Annotated in this window: 15 protein-coding genes and 3 tRNA genes; 9 read left to right on the forward strand and 9 right to left on the reverse strand. The window is 67.3% G+C overall.

What is annotated here, in order from left to right; all coding sequences use genetic code 11:
- Positions 1 to 184: 184 nt before the first annotated feature.
- The 3 genes from IU450_RS04720 to IU450_RS04730 form a co-directional block, all read right to left on the reverse strand.
- Positions 185 to 1,021 carry an ABC transporter ATP-binding protein gene (locus tag IU450_RS04720; RefSeq protein ID WP_195148474.1) on the reverse strand — a complete coding sequence of 279 codons (837 nt, stop codon included), beginning with the start codon at positions 1,019 to 1,021 and terminating at the stop codon, positions 185 to 187.
- A 10-nt stretch (positions 1,022 to 1,031) separates the two neighbouring features.
- Positions 1,032 to 1,913: an ABC transporter permease gene (locus tag IU450_RS04725; protein ID WP_195148475.1), complete on the reverse strand. Its 882-nt coding sequence runs from the start codon at positions 1,911 to 1,913 to the stop codon at positions 1,032 to 1,034.
- 225 nt (positions 1,914 to 2,138) lie between these two features.
- Complete coding sequence (locus IU450_RS04730; RefSeq protein WP_195148476.1) at positions 2,139 to 2,744, reverse strand: bacterial proteasome activator family protein; 606 nt, start codon at positions 2,742 to 2,744, stop codon at positions 2,139 to 2,141.
- Between the two features lie 252 nt (positions 2,745 to 2,996).
- Here IU450_RS04730 and IU450_RS04735 point away from each other — a divergent pair, with 252 nt between their 5' ends.
- The gene (locus IU450_RS04735) at positions 2,997 to 4,199 is read left to right on the forward strand and encodes a cysteine desulfurase-like protein (RefSeq protein ID WP_195148477.1); all 1,203 of its coding nucleotides are present in this window, start codon (positions 2,997 to 2,999) and stop codon (positions 4,197 to 4,199) included.
- Positions 4,200 to 4,214: 15 nt separating this feature from the next.
- On the opposite strand, the gene IU450_RS04740 is transcribed toward IU450_RS04735, so the two are convergent.
- Positions 4,215 to 5,219, reverse strand: coding sequence for an NAD(P)H-quinone oxidoreductase (locus tag IU450_RS04740; protein ID WP_195148478.1), 1,005 nt, complete (start codon positions 5,217 to 5,219; stop codon positions 4,215 to 4,217).
- 132 nt (positions 5,220 to 5,351) lie between these two features.
- Here IU450_RS04740 and IU450_RS04745 point away from each other — a divergent pair, with 132 nt between their 5' ends.
- The 3 genes from IU450_RS04745 (at position 5,352) to IU450_RS04755 (ending at position 7,181) form a co-directional block, all read left to right on the forward strand.
- Positions 5,352 to 6,530 (forward strand): alpha-hydroxy-acid oxidizing protein, encoded by a 1,179-nt coding sequence (locus tag IU450_RS04745; protein WP_324197526.1) that lies wholly within the window; start codon positions 5,352 to 5,354, stop codon positions 6,528 to 6,530.
- A gap of 41 nt (positions 6,531 to 6,571) precedes the next feature.
- Positions 6,572 to 7,072 (forward strand): MarR family winged helix-turn-helix transcriptional regulator, encoded by a 501-nt coding sequence (locus tag IU450_RS04750; protein ID WP_416382836.1) that lies wholly within the window; start codon positions 6,572 to 6,574, stop codon positions 7,070 to 7,072.
- A 24-nt stretch (positions 7,073 to 7,096) separates the two neighbouring features.
- Positions 7,097 to 7,181, forward strand: a tRNA-Ser gene (locus tag IU450_RS04755).
- Between the two features lie 12 nt (positions 7,182 to 7,193).
- Here IU450_RS04755 and IU450_RS04760 read toward each other — a convergent pair.
- Entirely contained in the window at positions 7,194 to 8,267 is a 1,074-nt protein-coding gene (locus IU450_RS04760) for a nitric oxide synthase oxygenase (RefSeq protein ID WP_195148702.1), read from the reverse strand.
- Positions 8,268 to 8,794: 527 nt separating this feature from the next.
- Between IU450_RS04760 and IU450_RS04765 the strand changes: the two genes are divergently transcribed.
- Both IU450_RS04765 and IU450_RS04770 read left to right on the forward strand, forming a co-directional pair.
- Positions 8,795 to 9,826, forward strand: a complete 1,032-nt coding sequence (locus tag IU450_RS04765; RefSeq protein WP_195148703.1) for a HoxN/HupN/NixA family nickel/cobalt transporter — start codon at positions 8,795 to 8,797, stop codon at positions 9,824 to 9,826.
- A 71-nt stretch (positions 9,827 to 9,897) separates the two neighbouring features.
- Positions 9,898 to 10,971, forward strand: coding sequence for an alpha/beta hydrolase (locus IU450_RS04770; protein WP_195031236.1), 1,074 nt, complete (start codon positions 9,898 to 9,900; stop codon positions 10,969 to 10,971).
- Here IU450_RS04770 and hisC read toward each other — a convergent pair.
- Positions 10,968 to 12,041 carry a histidinol-phosphate transaminase gene (gene hisC / locus IU450_RS04775; RefSeq protein WP_195148480.1) on the reverse strand — a complete coding sequence of 358 codons (1,074 nt, stop codon included), beginning with the start codon at positions 12,039 to 12,041 and terminating at the stop codon, positions 10,968 to 10,970. The two genes, IU450_RS04770 and hisC, sit on opposite strands and share 4 nt — an antisense overlap.
- 117 nt (positions 12,042 to 12,158) lie before the next feature.
- Here hisC and IU450_RS04780 point away from each other — a divergent pair, with 117 nt between their 5' ends.
- The 3 genes from IU450_RS04780 to IU450_RS04790 all read left to right on the forward strand — a co-directional run bounded on the left by IU450_RS04780 (position 12,159) and on the right by IU450_RS04790 (position 13,149).
- Positions 12,159 to 12,863, forward strand: a complete 705-nt coding sequence (locus IU450_RS04780) for a dienelactone hydrolase family protein (protein ID WP_195148481.1) — start codon at positions 12,159 to 12,161, stop codon at positions 12,861 to 12,863.
- 89 nt (positions 12,864 to 12,952) lie between these two features.
- A tRNA-Ser gene (locus tag IU450_RS04785) sits at positions 12,953 to 13,042 on the forward strand.
- A gap of 34 nt (positions 13,043 to 13,076) precedes the next feature.
- Positions 13,077 to 13,149: transfer RNA gene (locus IU450_RS04790), tRNA-Arg, on the forward strand.
- On the opposite strand, the gene IU450_RS04795 is transcribed toward IU450_RS04790, so the two are convergent.
- The 3 genes from IU450_RS04795 to IU450_RS04805 all read right to left on the reverse strand — a co-directional run bounded on the left by IU450_RS04795 (position 13,115) and on the right by IU450_RS04805 (position 14,902).
- On the reverse strand, positions 13,115 to 13,447 hold the full coding sequence (locus IU450_RS04795) for a helix-turn-helix domain-containing protein (protein WP_195148482.1): 333 nt from the start codon (positions 13,445 to 13,447) through the stop codon (positions 13,115 to 13,117). The genes IU450_RS04790 and IU450_RS04795 overlap by 35 nt on opposite strands.
- 341 nt (positions 13,448 to 13,788) lie before the next feature.
- The gene (locus IU450_RS04800; RefSeq protein WP_195148483.1) at positions 13,789 to 14,004 is read right to left on the reverse strand and encodes a DUF397 domain-containing protein; all 216 of its coding nucleotides are present in this window, start codon (positions 14,002 to 14,004) and stop codon (positions 13,789 to 13,791) included.
- The gene (locus tag IU450_RS04805; RefSeq protein WP_195148484.1) at positions 13,994 to 14,902 is read right to left on the reverse strand and encodes a helix-turn-helix domain-containing protein; all 909 of its coding nucleotides are present in this window, start codon (positions 14,900 to 14,902) and stop codon (positions 13,994 to 13,996) included. Before IU450_RS04805 ends, IU450_RS04800 begins: the two co-directional genes overlap by 11 nt.
- Positions 14,903 to 15,365 lie beyond the last annotated feature (463 nt).

The following is a 15,365-nucleotide window of genomic DNA, read 5'->3' on the forward strand; positions in this document are numbered from 1 at the left end:
GTCACGCTTCGCTGCCGCCTCCGGGCCTGACCGCTCATGCTGTGTCGGCTGTCGGCAGGAGCGGGGCCCTGCGTGGTCACGCTTCGCTGCCGCCTCCGGGCCTGACCGCTCATGCTGTGTCGGCTGTCGGCATGAGCGGAGCCCTGCGTGGTCACGCTTCGCTGCCGCCTCCGGGCCTGACCGCTCATGCCTTGTTCCGCTCCAATTCTCGTTCCGTTCCACCGGCCCGTTCGGCTTCCATTTCGCGCAGCACCGTCGCGACGTGATTCCCCGCGTCCGGCCCCTCATAGGCTCGCACCACTTCTTCGATGCCGCCACGCAAGCGGATCTGGCCGTGGTCGATCCACAGCGCCGTGTCGCACAGCTGCGCGAGGAATTCGTTGGAATGGCTGGCGAAAACCAGGATGCCGGAACGCGCCACCAAGGACTGCAACCGCAGCCGGGCCTTCTTCATGAATTCCGCGTCCACCGCGCCGATACCCTCGTCGAGCAGCAGGATCTCCGGATCGATCGAGGTGACCACGCCCATCGCCAGGCGCACCCGCATACCGGTGGAATAGGTGCGCAGCGGCATGGACAGGTATTCGCCGAGTTCGGTGAAATCGGCGATCTCATCGATCTTCGCCAGCATCTGCTTGCGCGTCTGCCCGAGGAACAGGCCGCGGATGATGATGTTCTCGTAGCCGGAGATCTCCGGATCCATGCCGACGCCGAGATCGAACACCGGCGCCACCCGCCCGCGAATGCGCGCACTGCCGCGCGAGGGTTCGTAGATACCCGAGAGCAGGCGCAGCAGCGTCGACTTGCCCGCGCCGTTGTGCCCGACCAGGCCGACCCGATCGCCTTCTTTGAGCGAGAGATTGATGTCGCGCAGTGCCTCGACCACGACGACGTCGGACTGATTGCGCCCGATCGCGCCGCCCGCTTTACCGAGGAACGCTTTTTTCAACGACCGGGATTTGGCGTCGAAGATCGGGAATTCGACCCACGCTTGCTGGGTCTCGATACTCACACGACTCATCGGGGCGCTCCTATACCCAGTACGGTACGCGCGAACGGTACTGCTTCATGGCGAAGATAGCCACGATCCAGCCGACCAGGGTGATCGTGCCGACGATCACCCAATGGCGCAGTTCCTGCGGCTCGCCGAGCAGCGGCGCCCGGACGATTTCGAGATAGTGGAACGTCGGCACGAGTTCGGCCAATTTCGCGCGGTCGCCGGTGCCGACCTGGGATTCCAGGGTCTTGGTCGTCCACATCACCGGGGTGAGCACGAAAAGCATCAGCGTGGTGCTGCCGAGAATCGGCGCGATATCGCGGTAGCGGGTGCTGAAAATGCCGAACACGATCGCGACCCACATGGAGTTCAGGAAGATCAGCGCGATCGCCGGTATGGCCATCAGGCTGGCCACGCCGAGGTGGCGCCAGACGCCGAACGCGGCGAGCATCACCAGGTAGATGACCATGTTGTGGGCGAAGAACAGCAGTTGCCGCCACACCAGCCGATAGACGTGCACGCTCAGCGCCGAGGGAAGCTGTTTGATCAGGCCCTCGTTGGCGATGAAGACCTCCGAGCCCTCCAGGATGCTCGCGCTGATCACGTTCCAGATGATCAGCCCGACCGTCACGTACGGCAGGTACTCGCGCAGCGGCTGGCCGAGCAGGGCCGCGTACAGCACGCCCATCGCGATGGCCTGCAAGCCGGTGGCGATGGTGATCCAGAACGGGCCGAGCACCGAGCGGCGGTACCGCTGCTTGATGTCCTGCCAGCCCAGCGACAGCCACAGCTCGCGCTGGGCGAGCCCGACCGCGAAGTCCTGGAACGCGCGCCGGAACGTCTGGGAGTCCGGCACGATCTTCGCCACGGTGGCGCCGGAGTGCAGCGTCTGCGCCTCCGGCGTGGCCGCGCTCACCGGAGGCTCCTGCGAGTCGTCGCCCGAAGGCGCCGTGTCCTCGGCCGAGGAGGTCGGTGAGCTGTCATCTGAACGCGCTTGGTCATCGGAACCAACTGAGCTCTCTTCAGGACGCACCGCACTAGGTTCGGAGACCGAGTCGGAGCGAGCGGCAGCGGCGGGCACGGTGCACGAGACTACCCCTGCGGCTTCCCGCCACCGTGTGGCACACGCGCGTCGACGGTCTCACAGGTACTGGCCGGAACCGCCGGTGACGTGACTCGTCTGTCCGCCCCGCGGGTCGGCGGCGTGGATGCCGGGCGGCAAGGCGCCCTGACGCATCTGTTCGAGCTGGGCGCGTGCGGCCATCTGCTGGGCGAACAGCGCGGTCTGGATGCCGTGGAACAGGCCCTCCAGCCAGCCGACCAGCTGCGCCTGCGCGATCCGCAGCTCGGCGTCGGTCGGAACGCCGTCGTCGGTGAACGGCAGGGTGAGCCGTTCGAGCTCCTCCCGCAGTTCGGGGGCGAGGCCCTGCTCCAGCTCCCGCACCGAGGACTTGTGGATCTCCTTCAGCCGGTTGCGGCTGGCCTCGTCCAACGGAGCCGCCCGCACTTCCTCGAGCAGCTGCTTGATCATGGTGCCGATCCGCATCACCTTCGCGGGCTGCTCGACCATGTCGGCGAGCGATTCGCCGGAGTCGTCGCGGTCGTCCGACTTGTCCTTATTATCGTCGTCGGTCACCACCTGCGCGGTGAAGGGCGCCTCCGAGCCGGCTGTCGCCGGGATGGCCAACGGCCTGCCGTCGGGTCCGACAACGACGATGTGGTCCGGTGCCTCATCCGAGTGCGTCATGGTCCCTATCATGTCGTGTTCGGTTCGAACGCGCTAAGCCGGTGGTCCGAGGGCGGGTGCGGCGGCGGGGTACGGCGCGCGCCGCCGGTCCACGCCGCCGGAGGGGGTCGGCGTTCTATTCTGTTCGGGTCGTGTGGTTCGGATTTGTCGAAAGTCGGTCACCATGCTGAGTCCCAGGTCGCTGTGCTCCCGCCACGATGTGGAGGGGAACGCGGTTACACAGGCTCGCCCGCTGCCCTTAGAGTGGCCAGCATGACTTACGACGTCGCGAGGGTTCGGGGCCTGATACCGTCCCTGGGCGACGGCTGGATCCACTTCGACCCGCAAGCGGGCATGCTGATTCCGGACGCGGTATCCCGCGCGGTGTCAACGGGTTTTCGAACCTCTTCCTTTTCGCATATCGGTCGTAACGGCGCCGCCGTGCGCAGCGCGGCGATTCTGGACGCGGCCCGCGAGGCGGTGGCCGACCTGGTCGGCGGTGACCCGGCGGGTGTCGTCCTCGGCCCCGACCGCGCGGTCCTGCTGGCCTGGCTCGCCGAATCGCTGAGCTCCCGCCTCGGCCTCGGCACCGGCATCGTGCTGTCCCGGCTGGACGACGAGGCCAACGTCGCGCCCTGGCTGCGCATCGCCAACCGCTACGGCGCGCACGTGCGCTGGGCCGAGGTGGAGATCGAGACCTGCGAGATGCCGTCCTGGCAGTTCGAGGAGCTGATCGGGCCCACCGCGCGCCTGGTCGCGCTCACCGCCGCCTCGCCCATCGTCGGCTCGGCGCCCGCGGTGCGGGTGGCCGCGGACCGGGTGCACGAGGTGGGCGGCCTCTTGGTGGCCGACGCGTTCGGCGCCGCGCCTTACGCCCTGATCGACATCGATGAACTGAACGCCGACGTCGTCGCGCTGAGCGCACCGGCATGGGGTGGTCCGCAGATCGGCGCGCTGGTCTTCCGTGACCCGGCGTTCCTGGACCGGATCCCGTCCATGTCGTTGAACCCCTATGCGAAGGGCGCCGAACGACTGGAGGTCGGCGGGCACCAGTACGCGCTGCTTGCGGGCCTGACCACCTCGATCGACTTCTTGGCCGGGCTGGACGAGCGGGCGCACGGCACCCGGCGTGAGCGCCTGGAGATGTCGATCACCTCGTTGCAGGACTACCACGACCAGCTGTTCGAGCACTTGATGAGCATGCTGGACTCGATCCCCAGCCTCACCGTGATCGGCCGCGCGTCCACCCGCATTCCCACGGTCAGCTTCACGCTCGCGGGGATGCAGGCGGAGAAGGTCGCGGCCAAGCTCGCCGACAACCGGATCGGCACGGTGAGCGGCGTGCACGGCGGCAGCAGGCTGCTGGACGCGCTGGGCGTCAACGACGAGGGCGGCGCGGTGACCATTGGCCTCGCGCCCTACACCACGAAGTTCGAGATCGATCAACTCGGCAGGGCACTGCTGGCTCTGGAGTGAGCGGCGCGGCCGGGCTCAGAGTTCCCGCACGCGCAGCACCACCTTGCCGAACACCTCGCCGGAGTCCAGCAGTCGATGCGCCTCGGCGGCCTCCTCGATCGGCAGTTCGGCGGCGATGATCGGCGCTACCGTGCCCTCGGCGAGCAACGGCCACAGTCGGCCGCGCACTTCGGCGACGATCTCGGCCTTGCTGCCTGCGCCGGTCGCGGGCCGCGCCCGCACGTTCGTGGCGTGGACCGTGCCCCACTTGCGCAGCAGGGCGCCCAGATGCAGCTCGGCGTTCACGCCACCCTGCATGCCGATCACCACGATGCGGCCGTGCTCGGCCAGCGCCTCGACGTTACGTCCCAGGTAGGCCGCGCCCATGTTGTCGAGGATCACGTCCGCGCCGGAGCTGCCCGCCCCCGATCGCTCGGCGCGCACGACGGCGACGAAGTCTTCCGCTTTGTAGTTGATCAGCACGTCCGCCCCGAGCTCCGCGCAGCGCGCCAGCTTCTCGGCCGATCCGGCGGTCACCGCGACGCGCGCGCCGATGGCTTTGGCGACCTGGATGGCGTGTGTGCCGATCCCGCTGCCGCCGCCGTGGATCAACAGCAGCTGACCGGCCCGCAGATCGGCGGTCATCACCAGATTCGACCAGACGGTGGCCGCCACTTCGGGCAGCCCGGCCGCCGCGCCCAGGTCGAGGCCGTCCGGGACCGGAAGCACCTGGGTCGCGGGCACCGCGACCCGTTCGGCGTAACCTCCGCCGGACAGCAGCGCGCAGACCCGATCGCCGACCGCCCACTCCCGCACACCGTCGCCGAGTTCGGCGATGACTCCCGAGCATTCGAGGCCCAGGAGCGGGCTGGCTCCTTGCGGGGGCGGGTAATGGCCCTGGCGCTGCAACAGATCGGCGCGGTTGACGCCCGCCGCGGCCACCTCGATCAGTACTTCGCCGTGTCCGGGCTTCGGATCCGGCGCCTCGGCCAAGGACATGACCTCGGGTCCGCCGAAACCGTTCAGATCTATCGCACGCACTGTGCCATAGTGCTCCGCCGGGACGGACGGCTGCGCGCGGCCCCCTCGAGTCGCTCTCGGTGCCGGAGGTGCGCTGAGCCCAATCTGGCAAGCTGCCTGCGGTGACCGGCGGCACGGACTACCGTTCCGGTGGTGAGCGGCGGCTTCATCGATTTTCAGAACGAGATCTACCTGGGCGGCCTGGGTGGCGTGCGACCCGAATTGCCCATGACCACCGCGGGTTTGGAGTCGCTGGCGCGGGAGCGGCTGGATCCGGCCGCCTTCGCCTATGTCGCGGGGAGCGCGTCCGCGGAGCGCACCGCCGCCGCCAACCGGTCCGCGTTCGAGCGCTACCGCCTCCTGCCGCGCATGCTGCGCGGCTCCACCGGGCCCGGCGCTCGCGATCTGTCGGTTGAGGTACTCGGCACGAAGCTGGCCGCTCCGGTGCTCACCGCGCCGATCGGCGTCCTCGAACTGCTGCACGAGGGCGGCGAGGTGATCGTGGCAGAGGTGACCAAGGAATTGGGCATCGGCACGGTGCTGTCCACCGCGGCCTCCTCGACCATCGAAGACGTCGGCGCGGCGGCCGGTGCGTGGTGGTACCAGCTGTATTGGCCCGCGGACGACGAACTGGCCTGCTCCTTCGTCCGGCGCGCCGAGCGGGCCGGGGCTTCGGCGATCGTGGTCACCGTCGACACCCCGAGCCTCGGGTGGCGGCCGCGCGATCTCGAGCAGGCGCACCTGCCGTTCCTGCACGGCAAGGGCCTCGCCAACTACCTGTCCGATGCGGTGTTCCTGGCCAAGCTGCCCGCGGCGCCGGAGGAGAGCGACGATGCGATGCGCACGGCCATCCTCACCTGGGTCGGACTGTTCGGCAACCACACGCTGCGGCCCGCCGACCTGGCGCGTCTGCGCGAATGGACCGATCTGCCGATAGCGGTGAAAGGCGTCCTGCATCCCGACGACGCGCGCCAGGTGGTGGATGCCGGCGCCGACGCGGTGGTGGTGAGCAATCACGGCGGCCGCCAGGTGGACGGCTCCATCGCGGCGCTGGACGCGCTACCCGCGGTGGTGGCCACCATCGGCGACCGCGCCGACGTGCTGTTCGACTCCGGTGTGCGCACCGGTTCGGACGTGCTCGTCGCGCTGGCCTTGGGCGCGAAGGCGGTGCTCTACGGGCGGCCGTGGGCCTACGGCCTCGGTCTCGCGGGCGCTGCGGGAGCCAGGCACGCGCTGCGGGCGCTGCTCGCCGATTTCGACTCCGCGCTGGGCCTGTCCGGGTGCTCGAACCCGGCCGCGGTGAGTCGGGCACTCTTGTCCACGGTGCGCTGACCTGCGAGACCTGCCCATTTCCGCAGTTCGCCGCGCATAGAATGACCATCGTGCATCCCGAACCGAGCGGTCGCGTCGTGGCCGAGCCCCGCTGGCTCACCCCGGCACAGCAGCGCGCCTGGCGCGCCTACATGGACGGCCACCAGCGCCTGATGACGGCCCTGAATCGTCAACTACAGCGCGACAGCGACCTGACCGTCGCCGAATACCGGATCCTGGTCCTGCTCTCCGAGGCTCCCGACCACTCGTTGCGGATGAGCGAGCTGGCCGACGGCGTGCTGTCCTCGCGCAGCAAGCTGACCCATCAGATCCGGCGGCTGGAGGCCCAGCAGATGGTCCGGCGCAACACCTGCCTGGAGGACGGCCGCGGCGTGCTCGCCGAACTCACCGAGGAGGGCATGCGCCGCCTGGAAGCCGCGGCCCCCGGCCACGTCGAAGCCGTCCGCCGTCACTTCATCGATCTGCTGGCCCCGGCCCAGCTCGAGGTGATCGGCGAAGTCTTCGGGCGCGTCGACGAGGAAATCGGCAAGCACTCCGGCTGAGGCGTCCGCTACGATCAGGTCCCTGGAGACGTGGCAGAGCGGCCGAATGCACTCGCCTTGAAAGCGAGCGTCGCGAGAGCGACCGGGGGTTCAAATCCCTCCGTCTCCGCTTCCCCGCCGGTCACAGTGCCGCGTCCGCGCCGAAGTCCCTTCGGACGAAGTTGGGCCGGATGTCCAGGTCGGGCGGGTCGTAGTAGCGGTGGAAGGTGGGGGTCAGCCCGGAGGAAATGGGCGGGTTGATCCAGGACCAGTCGGTGGGGCAGGCCCGGCCGGCGGCCTCCTCGCGCTTGACGTGATCGCAGAACTGCTTGGCCACGGTGTGGTGGTCGACGATGTACACGCCCGCCTTCCGGAAGCTGTGCAGCACCGCGCGGTTCAGCTCGACCAGGGCTCGATCCCGCCACAGGCTGCGCTCGGATCTGGTGTCCAGGCACATCATCTCGGCGATCAGCGGCAGCATGTTGTAGCGGTTCGCGTCGCTGAGGTTGCGCGCACCGATCTCCGCCCCGAGGTACCAGCCGTTGAACGGCGCGAACGGGTACGTCATGCCGCCGATCTCGAGGTTCATGTTGGACACCGCGGGCAGCGCGTGCCAGCGCAGGCCCAGTCCGGCGAACCACTCGAACTCGGGGTGCTCGAGTTCCACCTCGCGCGCCAGCTCGGGTGGAATGTCGAACCAGCGCATCGGCTCGTCGGGCGTGCTGATCAACAGCGGAAGGATGTCGAAAGGCGTTCCTGCGCCGCGCCACCCGAGCTCGGTCGCGAATTCGGTGAGCTCGATATTGGCGGCGTCGCCGGTGACCGTGCCGTCCCCGTTGCGATAGCCCGCGTAGCGGATGATCTGCGGGCTGACGATGCGGAACTCGCGCCCGTCCGGCTGCCGCGGCGGGCCGACGGTGATCATCGACTGGATGGCGCCGCCGTTGGTGGCCATGTGCAGGTGCTGCCAGCAGACCTCGGCCAGATCGCGGGCCGAGCGCACACGCCGGGCGTCGAGCAATTTCAGGGAGCGCCAATGTTTCCGACCCACGCATCGGGCGTGATTACGCCAGGCGAGTTTGGCTCCGATCAGGATCTCCTCGGCGGTCTGCAGATACGCGCCGGTCTGTTCGAGCTGTTCCAGCGCGCCGCGCCTGCGGTGGGCGTTCAGGTGCGCCAGTTCGGGCAGCCGGAAGAATTCGTCGCACTCGCGCATCCGGCGTTGCAGATCGGACAGGAAAGGCTTCGTATCCGATTCGTTCTCGATCGAGGCGACTGGTGACACTGGATTCACGGTTTTCTCCGGTCGGGCATAGGTGCTGCGATGAAACAGGAGAGTCGAGCAGAGAATTCGCGCGCGAGGGTAGCGGGCACCGGCTGTCCCGGGGTGGCCCGCGCAGGCGCGCCGGGCAGATGCCAGGAAATAGCCTCCGCCCGATTATTATCCGATCGCCGAACGGGCTGTCGCGACTGCGAACCGAGCGGCCGGTCCGCTCGGCGTGCCGAAGCACAGCGCGGTGACCTCGGCGCCAGTGCGGTGGATACGCGATCATGCCCGTCCTAGTTCGATACCCCGGAAAGGACCGACGCTCAGCGTACGGCGGGTGTGCTGACGGTGTGCCATCATTTGCTGGATTTGCTGGATCGCCCGAAGAGTCGGAGCGGAATCGGCGCTGTCGAGTATCGTTGACCCGATCTGCTTTTCGAGGGTTGAGGGGTTCGCTCGTGCGCAGTGTCATCGGTATGTCGGTCGCCGTCGTCGCGCTTCATATCCTCGGCTGGGGCACGCTCCTGCTGTTCGTTGCGCCGGGGCACTACGTGATCGAGGGCTCCGTCTTCGGAGTCGGTCTCGGCGTGACGGCGTACACGCTCGGCATGCGGCACGCGTTCGACGCCGACCATATCGCCGCGATCGACAACACCACGCGGAAGCTGGTGGCGGAGAACGGGAAGCAGAAGGTCCAAACCGTCGGTTTCTGGTTCGCGCTCGGCCACTCCACCGTGGTGTTCGTGCTCGTGGCGTTGCTCGCGTTCGGCGTGCGGGCGCTGGCGTCCAACCTGGAGGACGAGGATTCGGCCCTGCAACGCTGGACGGGCCTGTGGGGCACCAGCGTGTCGGGCACGTTCCTGATCCTGATCGGCCTGCTGAATCTGGTGTCGCTGGTGGGCATCTGGCGGGTGTTCCGGCAGATGCGCCGGGGCGAGTACGACGAGGCGCAGCTGGAGCGGCAGCTGGACAGGCGGGGCCTGCTCAACCGGGTGCTGCGGCCGGTGATCGGCCTGGTGCGCAAGCCCAGGCACATGTATCCGGTGGGCGTGCTGTTCGGGCTCGGTTTCGACACCGTCACCGAGGTCGGGCTGCTGGTGATCGCGGGCGGCGCGGCGGCCACCGGGCTGCCCTGGTACTCGATCCTGGTTCTGCCCGTGCTCTTCTCGGCGGGCATGGCGCTGTTCGACTCGCTCGACGGCTCGTTCATGAGCTTCGCGTACGACTGGGCCTTCGCCGAGCCGGTGCGCAAGATCTACTACAACCTGGTGATCACCGGGCTGTCGGTCGCGGTGGCGCTACTGATCGGCGGGCAGGAGATCGTCTCGATCTTCGCCGAGAAGCTCCGAGTCGAATCGGGCATCGTGGCCTGGATCGGGAATCTCGATCTGGGTGATCTCGGCTACATCATCGTCGGGCTGTTCGTGCTCACCTGGGCGGTCGCCATCGCGGTATGGCGTTTCGCCGGAGTGGAACGGCGCTGGCAGGACGGTCTGGCCCCACGGTGAGCGCCGCGTACCGACCCGGACACGGCAATGGCCTGCTACCCACCCTCGGGGGCTCTGGCAGGATGGGTCGCATGCTGTCTCGGCGGGGCGTGCGGCGTTGGGTCTCCAGCGCTTTGATAAGCGCCGCACTTGTCTCCGGTGCGGTGGGGCTCGGCGCTCCACAGGTCACGGCCGCGCCCGGCAATACTCCGCCGGTGAACACCGGGTCCTCGGACGGTCCCGGCCCGGCCGAGCCGACCAGTAAGCAACCCTCGACCCCACGGATCGAGCGCGTGGAACCGATCAACGATCGGTGGCTGCGGGTCTTCGTCGCCTCGCCCGCGATGAGCCGTGTGGTGGAGGTGCAGGTACTGCTGCCGCGCGACCAGTCGCGCCCGCGTCCGACCGTGTACATGCTCGACGGACGCAGCGCCAGCCCCGACAGCAACAACTGGACCGAACTCGGGCACGCCGACCGCTTCTACGCGGACAAGGACGTCAACGTGGTGCTCACCGTCGGCGGTCCGGCCAGCTTCTACACCGACTGGCAGCACCCCGACCCGGTGCTCGGCACCAACAAGTGGGAGACGTTCCTGGCCAAGGAACTGCCCCCGCTGATCGACGCGAAGTTCGACGGCAACGGCACCAACGCGGTCATGGGCGTCTCGATGGGCGCGGAGGCCGCGATGATGCTCGCGTTCCGTCAGCCGACCCTCTACCAGGCGATCGCGGCGCACAGCGGCTGCTTCTCGATGGGCACCGACATCGGCCAGGCGCAGGCGCGGGCCGTCGTGGCCACCTACATGGGCGAGCCGGACAACATGTTCGGCAAGCAGGACGATCCGGCCTGGCTGGCGCACGACGTCACCCTGCACGCGGACGCGTTGCGGGGCAAGACGATCTATCTGTCGGTCGGCAGCGGCCTGCCCGGCGTGCACGACGTGCCGGGAACCCCGAACGTCGACCTCCCCAGCGCCATCACCTTCGGCGGCCCGCTGGAGGCCGCTACCAATGCCTGCACCCGGCGGCTCACCGACCGGCTGCGGTCCCTCGGCATCCCGGTCACCGCGCACTTCCGGGCCACCGGCACGCACTCCTGGCCGTACTGGGAGGACGAACTGGCCCTCTCCTGGCCCACCATCGCGCCCGCGATCGGCGTCCGCTAACCGAGGAACCGCGCGAGCACCTCGGGCTCTCTGGCGAAGCTCAGGAACAGATCGTTCTCGTGTGGGTCGCCGATGGTGACGCGCACCCCGTCGGCCCCGTACGGACGCACCAGCACGCCGGCGGCCGCGCTCGCCTCGCCGAACTCCGCGCTGCGCGCGCCCAGCGGCAGCCAGACGAAGTTCGCCTCGCTCGGCGGCACCGCGTACCCGGCGTCCACCAGCGCGTCGCGCACCCGTTCGCGTTCGGTGACCAGAACGTCGGTGCGATCCAGCAATTCGTGCCGTGCCTCCAGCGACGCGATCGCCGCCGCCTGCGCGAGCCGGTTGACGCTGAACGGGATGTGCACCTTCAGCAGCGCCATGATCACGGCCGGGTCGCCCACCGCGTAGCCCACCCGCAGTCCGGCCAGGCCGTATGCCTTGGAGAAGGTACGCAGCACAACCACATTGGGCCTGGCGCGGCGGATCTCGACGCCGTCGGGGTGGTCGGCCAGCCGCACGTATTCGTAGTACGCCTCGTCCAGCACCACCAGCACGTGCGACGGCACCGCGTCCAGGAACCGGACCAGCTCGGCCTTGCCGACGGCGGTGCCGGTGGGGTTGTTCGGATTGCAAACGAAGATCAACTTGGTCCGCTCGGTGACAGCGGCGGCCAACGCGTCCAGATCGTGGACCTGGCCCGCCGTGAGCGGTACCTGCACGGCGGTGGCGTTGCCCACCTTGGTGACGATCGGATACGCCTCGAACGAGCGCCAAGCGAACAGCACCTCGTCGGACGGGGACGCGCAGGTGATCTGCACCAGCTCCTGGCACAGCGCGACGCTGCCGCAACCGACCGCGACATTCTCGAAGCCGACCCCGAGGAACTCGGCCAGCGCCGCGCGCAGCTCGGTGACCTGGTTGTCCGGATACCGGTGCGCCAGCTCGGCCGCCTCGGCGATGGCCTTGGCCGCGGCGGGCAGCGGAGGAACGGTCGTCTCGTTACTGGCCAGCTTGACCGCGCCTGGATTGCTGCGGCCGGGGGTGTACGCCGGGATCGATTCGAGGTCCGGCCGGATCTGCGCTGTCACACTCCAACCCTAATCCGCGCCGTGGTAGGCCCGATCGGCGTACCGGAAATTATCTGGGCTATAGGCCCTCACGTGCAATTTCTACCGAAGATCAGCAACTCGCCCTACGCTGGTTTCATGTCGGGCACCTACGACGATTTGGCCCCGCTGCGGGGTAGCGACCAGGAAGACGTGCGGCCGACCAGCGGTGGGCAGGTGCCCATCACGGTGGTGGAGCCAGAAGGAAATGCTCGCGGCGGAATCGTGCTGCTGCACGAGTCGCGGGAGTTCACCGGGGCGTTACGCGACCTGATGAACGCATTGGCAGGCGAGGGCTGGACGGTGATCGCGCCCAAACTCTTCCATGGGGTGGACGGCGAACCGGGCACCGGCGTCTTCGGCGACGAGCTGTTCCAGGACTTCGACGCCTGTTTCGACTGGCTCACCCGCCGCGGGGTGTTCCCCGACACCATCGGCGTGCTCGGGTTCGACACCGCGGGCACCGCCGCGTTCCTGGTCGCGACCAATCGTCCGATCGGCGCCGCGGTGAGCGTCGCGGCGCCCGGCATCACCGAGCCGCTCACCGACCAGGCCGACGCCCTGGTGTGCGCCGCGCCGCACCTCCAGGCCCCGTGGCTCGGCCTGTTCGGCGCCGACGACCCGGCCACCCCGCCGGCCCAGGTCGACGAGCTACGCGACGCGACCGCTCGCGCCGCCGTCGCCAGTCTGGTCGTCACCTACCCCGGCCTGCACCACCGCGCCGACACCTCCGAGCCGGACGACGGCGATGCGGTCGATTCGCAGACCAGAATCTTCGATTGGTTCGACAGTAACCTACGCTGACCAGCCGTTTTGTGATCTGGACGGTAGCTCCTGTAACCTTTCTGCTCGGCGGTTCGAAAGGACCGGTGCCCTCGGAAGAGAAGGCTCCAGGAGGCGTGCCAGAGCGGCCGAATGGGACTCACTGCTAATGAGTTGTCCCTTCACGGGGACCGGAGGTTCAAATCCTCTCGCCTCCGCCACACCCGGGAAACCGGGTACAACTGAATAACACATGCGCCCGTAGCTCAACGGATAGAGCATCTGACTACGGATCAGAAGGTTAGGGGTTCGAATCCCTTCGGGCGCACAAGATCAGAAGACCCCTCGCCGGGACCATCCGGGCGGGGGGTTTCTTCATACAGTCCGAGTACCCACGTGGCCGGAATGCTCGTTAACAACTCGATGCGCCGAGCGACCGCGACCTGATCACGCGGCTTGCTGCGGCCGGACTCCCATCCGGCATAGGAACCGGGCGTGACGCCGAGGTTTTCGGCGAACGCTTTCTGATCGAGGCCCGTGGTCTGACGAGCCTTTCTGAGTCGGTCGGAGAATTCCCACGCAGGGATGATCTTGACCCCAGTTGCGCGGCTTGCGCTGATTGCCATGGGAAAAGTATGGCAGAACTATGAAACCCAGGCAAAGCACGCTATATCACCCCAAGTTGTAATGTACGCTGGTTGACTGAATATATCCCAGTATACTGCACATGCGTCATGCAAAACGGCATATTGGTATTTCGCATGAGACTTGGACCTACTTGGCACCTGTCAGGCTGCGGCAATCCTCGGCATAAGCCACGGCTACCTGCCCCGCAAACATGGCGCACAGGTGGGTCACTGGCTGGGCAGTGGAGAGCCCGTCACGCCCGGCGCCGCATATGTCCCGACAACACGAAAACCCCGCCACCCTCGTCTCAAAGCAAGGGGCGGGGCTCTTCCGTGTTCGTCTACGGGCGCGTGAACTCGCCATCGGCTACGCCAGCGGTGAACGCGTCCCACTCGCCGGGGGTGAAGACCAGCGCCGGGCCGGTCGGGTTCTTCGAGTCACGGACACCGACCATGCCCCCGTCCAGATGCGCGACCTCCACGCATTCGCCGCTGCCCCCCGAACTGTGGCGTGACTTGAACCACTTCGCCCCCGTCAGGTCGACTTCAGCGTTCACTGCTATAACTCCTTGCTAGCTCTCTCAATAGGGTGCGGCTCGCGCGGGCATCCATAGTCGCTCCGGCCAGCGTACGGAACGTGTGTCGACAGCGCTGCACGTCCTCGCGCTTCTCTAGATACGCATCCCCCGTGTAGCTCTCTGCGTAGATGACAGATGGTTCCACTGGTCTGCCTTGTGAGTCCTTCGGGAAGGTCATCACAATGAACGGGGTGACGAGCCTGCCGGTTGGCAAGCCAGCTTCTTGCCTGAGTATGCGTAGCTCGATGTTGTCACGCGTACTCATGTCCGCCGCGTGTCGGCACTGATCGGCCATCACCTGCGGGTTGCCGACGATCGTCCGCAGTGCGTTCTCGTGTATCACGGTCGTGAGCTTGCACGGGTTTCGGGGTCGCGTGAGTAGATGCTGACGCCGGGCGCGAACTGCTGCCAATCGCTCTAAGTCCGCCTCCGAGACTTGAGGTTGTCTGGCTCGGTTCATGGCCTGCGCGTAGTCGTGAGTTTGAAGCAGACCGGGGATGATGAGCGGCTGAAATATTGCCAATTCACCGGCGGCAGACTCAAGTTCGACGTACGTGTTGAACTTCGGTTCTAGTACGTCACTGTAGGCTCGCAGCCAAGAACGGACCGGGGCCTGTCCGGCAAGTTCCTTCCACGCCACAAGGTCTTCCGCGTCGACCCCGTACAGTCCGCCCAGGGCGTGAAGGTCTGTCGCTCTGACCGTCTTGTTGCGCCCGTTCTCCAGCCTGCTGATGGTTGCGTTACCCCAGCCGAGTGTCCGCGCGGCCACCTCCAAGCTCAGGCCCGCCCTCATCCGTGCATCTCGTAGCAAACGGCCCAGTTGCCTACGCGGCAGGGTGGTTTCGGTGTCTTCTGGCCCGTCATCGTCTTCGGTCACCCCGTGCGATCCCCTTCCGCGTTGCAATGCAGCTTCCTTCCGCAACGGAAGGAGCGTAGCTCTGTCGGCGGAAGGCTTGCTGCGGTTTCGCGTGAGTTTCGCGAACCGATCGCACCGCGTACCAAACATCGGCCCTCGACAACATGCTGTTTTGCATGGCAGCGACTACCCGACTCCGCAAGGCGCAGGCCAATGCGATGGAGGTACGGGCATGGGGAGCATCAACAAGCGGTCTAGGAGGTCGGCCGATGCCGAACAACGAGCTTCCACAACGAAACCCGTTCGTCGGTCCACCTATCGCGCTGGCGGTCGATGTTTCTGCCGAGGTTGTTGAGCGGTACCTGAACGCCCTACACGAGTGGCAACCCGAGCGGACCCACACCGACCAACTTGACCAAGAGACCTAAACCGATGGAACACACACCGTTCGGGGACACACCCCGGTCCCGCTGCCACTTCTACC

The organism is Nocardia abscessus, from assembly GCF_015477775.1.
Taxonomy (GTDB): Bacteria; Actinomycetota; Actinomycetes; order Mycobacteriales; family Mycobacteriaceae; genus Nocardia; species Nocardia abscessus_A.

Bases quoted from the DNA above. Each gene is read 5' to 3' on its own strand.
- IU450_RS04735 (WP_195148477.1), top strand. From the start codon at position 2,997: ATGACTTACGACGTCGCGAGGGTTCGGGGCCTGATACCGTCCCTGGGC.
- IU450_RS04750 (WP_416382836.1), top strand. From the start codon at position 6,572: ATGACCATCGTGCATCCCGAACCGAGCGGTCGCGTCGTGGCCGAGCCC.
- IU450_RS04730 (WP_195148476.1), bottom strand. From the start codon at position 2,744: ATGACGCACTCGGATGAGGCACCGGACCACATCGTCGTTGTCGGACCC.
- IU450_RS04780 (WP_195148481.1), top strand. From the start codon at position 12,159: ATGTCGGGCACCTACGACGATTTGGCCCCGCTGCGGGGTAGCGACCAG.
- IU450_RS04760 (WP_195148702.1), bottom strand. From the start codon at position 8,267: ATGCGCGAGTGCGACGAATTCTTCCGGCTGCCCGAACTGGCGCACCTG.
- IU450_RS04795 (WP_195148482.1), bottom strand. From the start codon at position 13,447: ATGGCAATCAGCGCAAGCCGCGCAACTGGGGTCAAGATCATCCCTGCG.
- IU450_RS04770 (WP_195031236.1), top strand. From the start codon at position 9,898: ATGCTGTCTCGGCGGGGCGTGCGGCGTTGGGTCTCCAGCGCTTTGATA.
- IU450_RS04765 (WP_195148703.1), top strand. From the start codon at position 8,795: ATGTCGGTCGCCGTCGTCGCGCTTCATATCCTCGGCTGGGGCACGCTC.
- IU450_RS04720 (WP_195148474.1), bottom strand. From the start codon at position 1,021: ATGAGTCGTGTGAGTATCGAGACCCAGCAAGCGTGGGTCGAATTCCCG.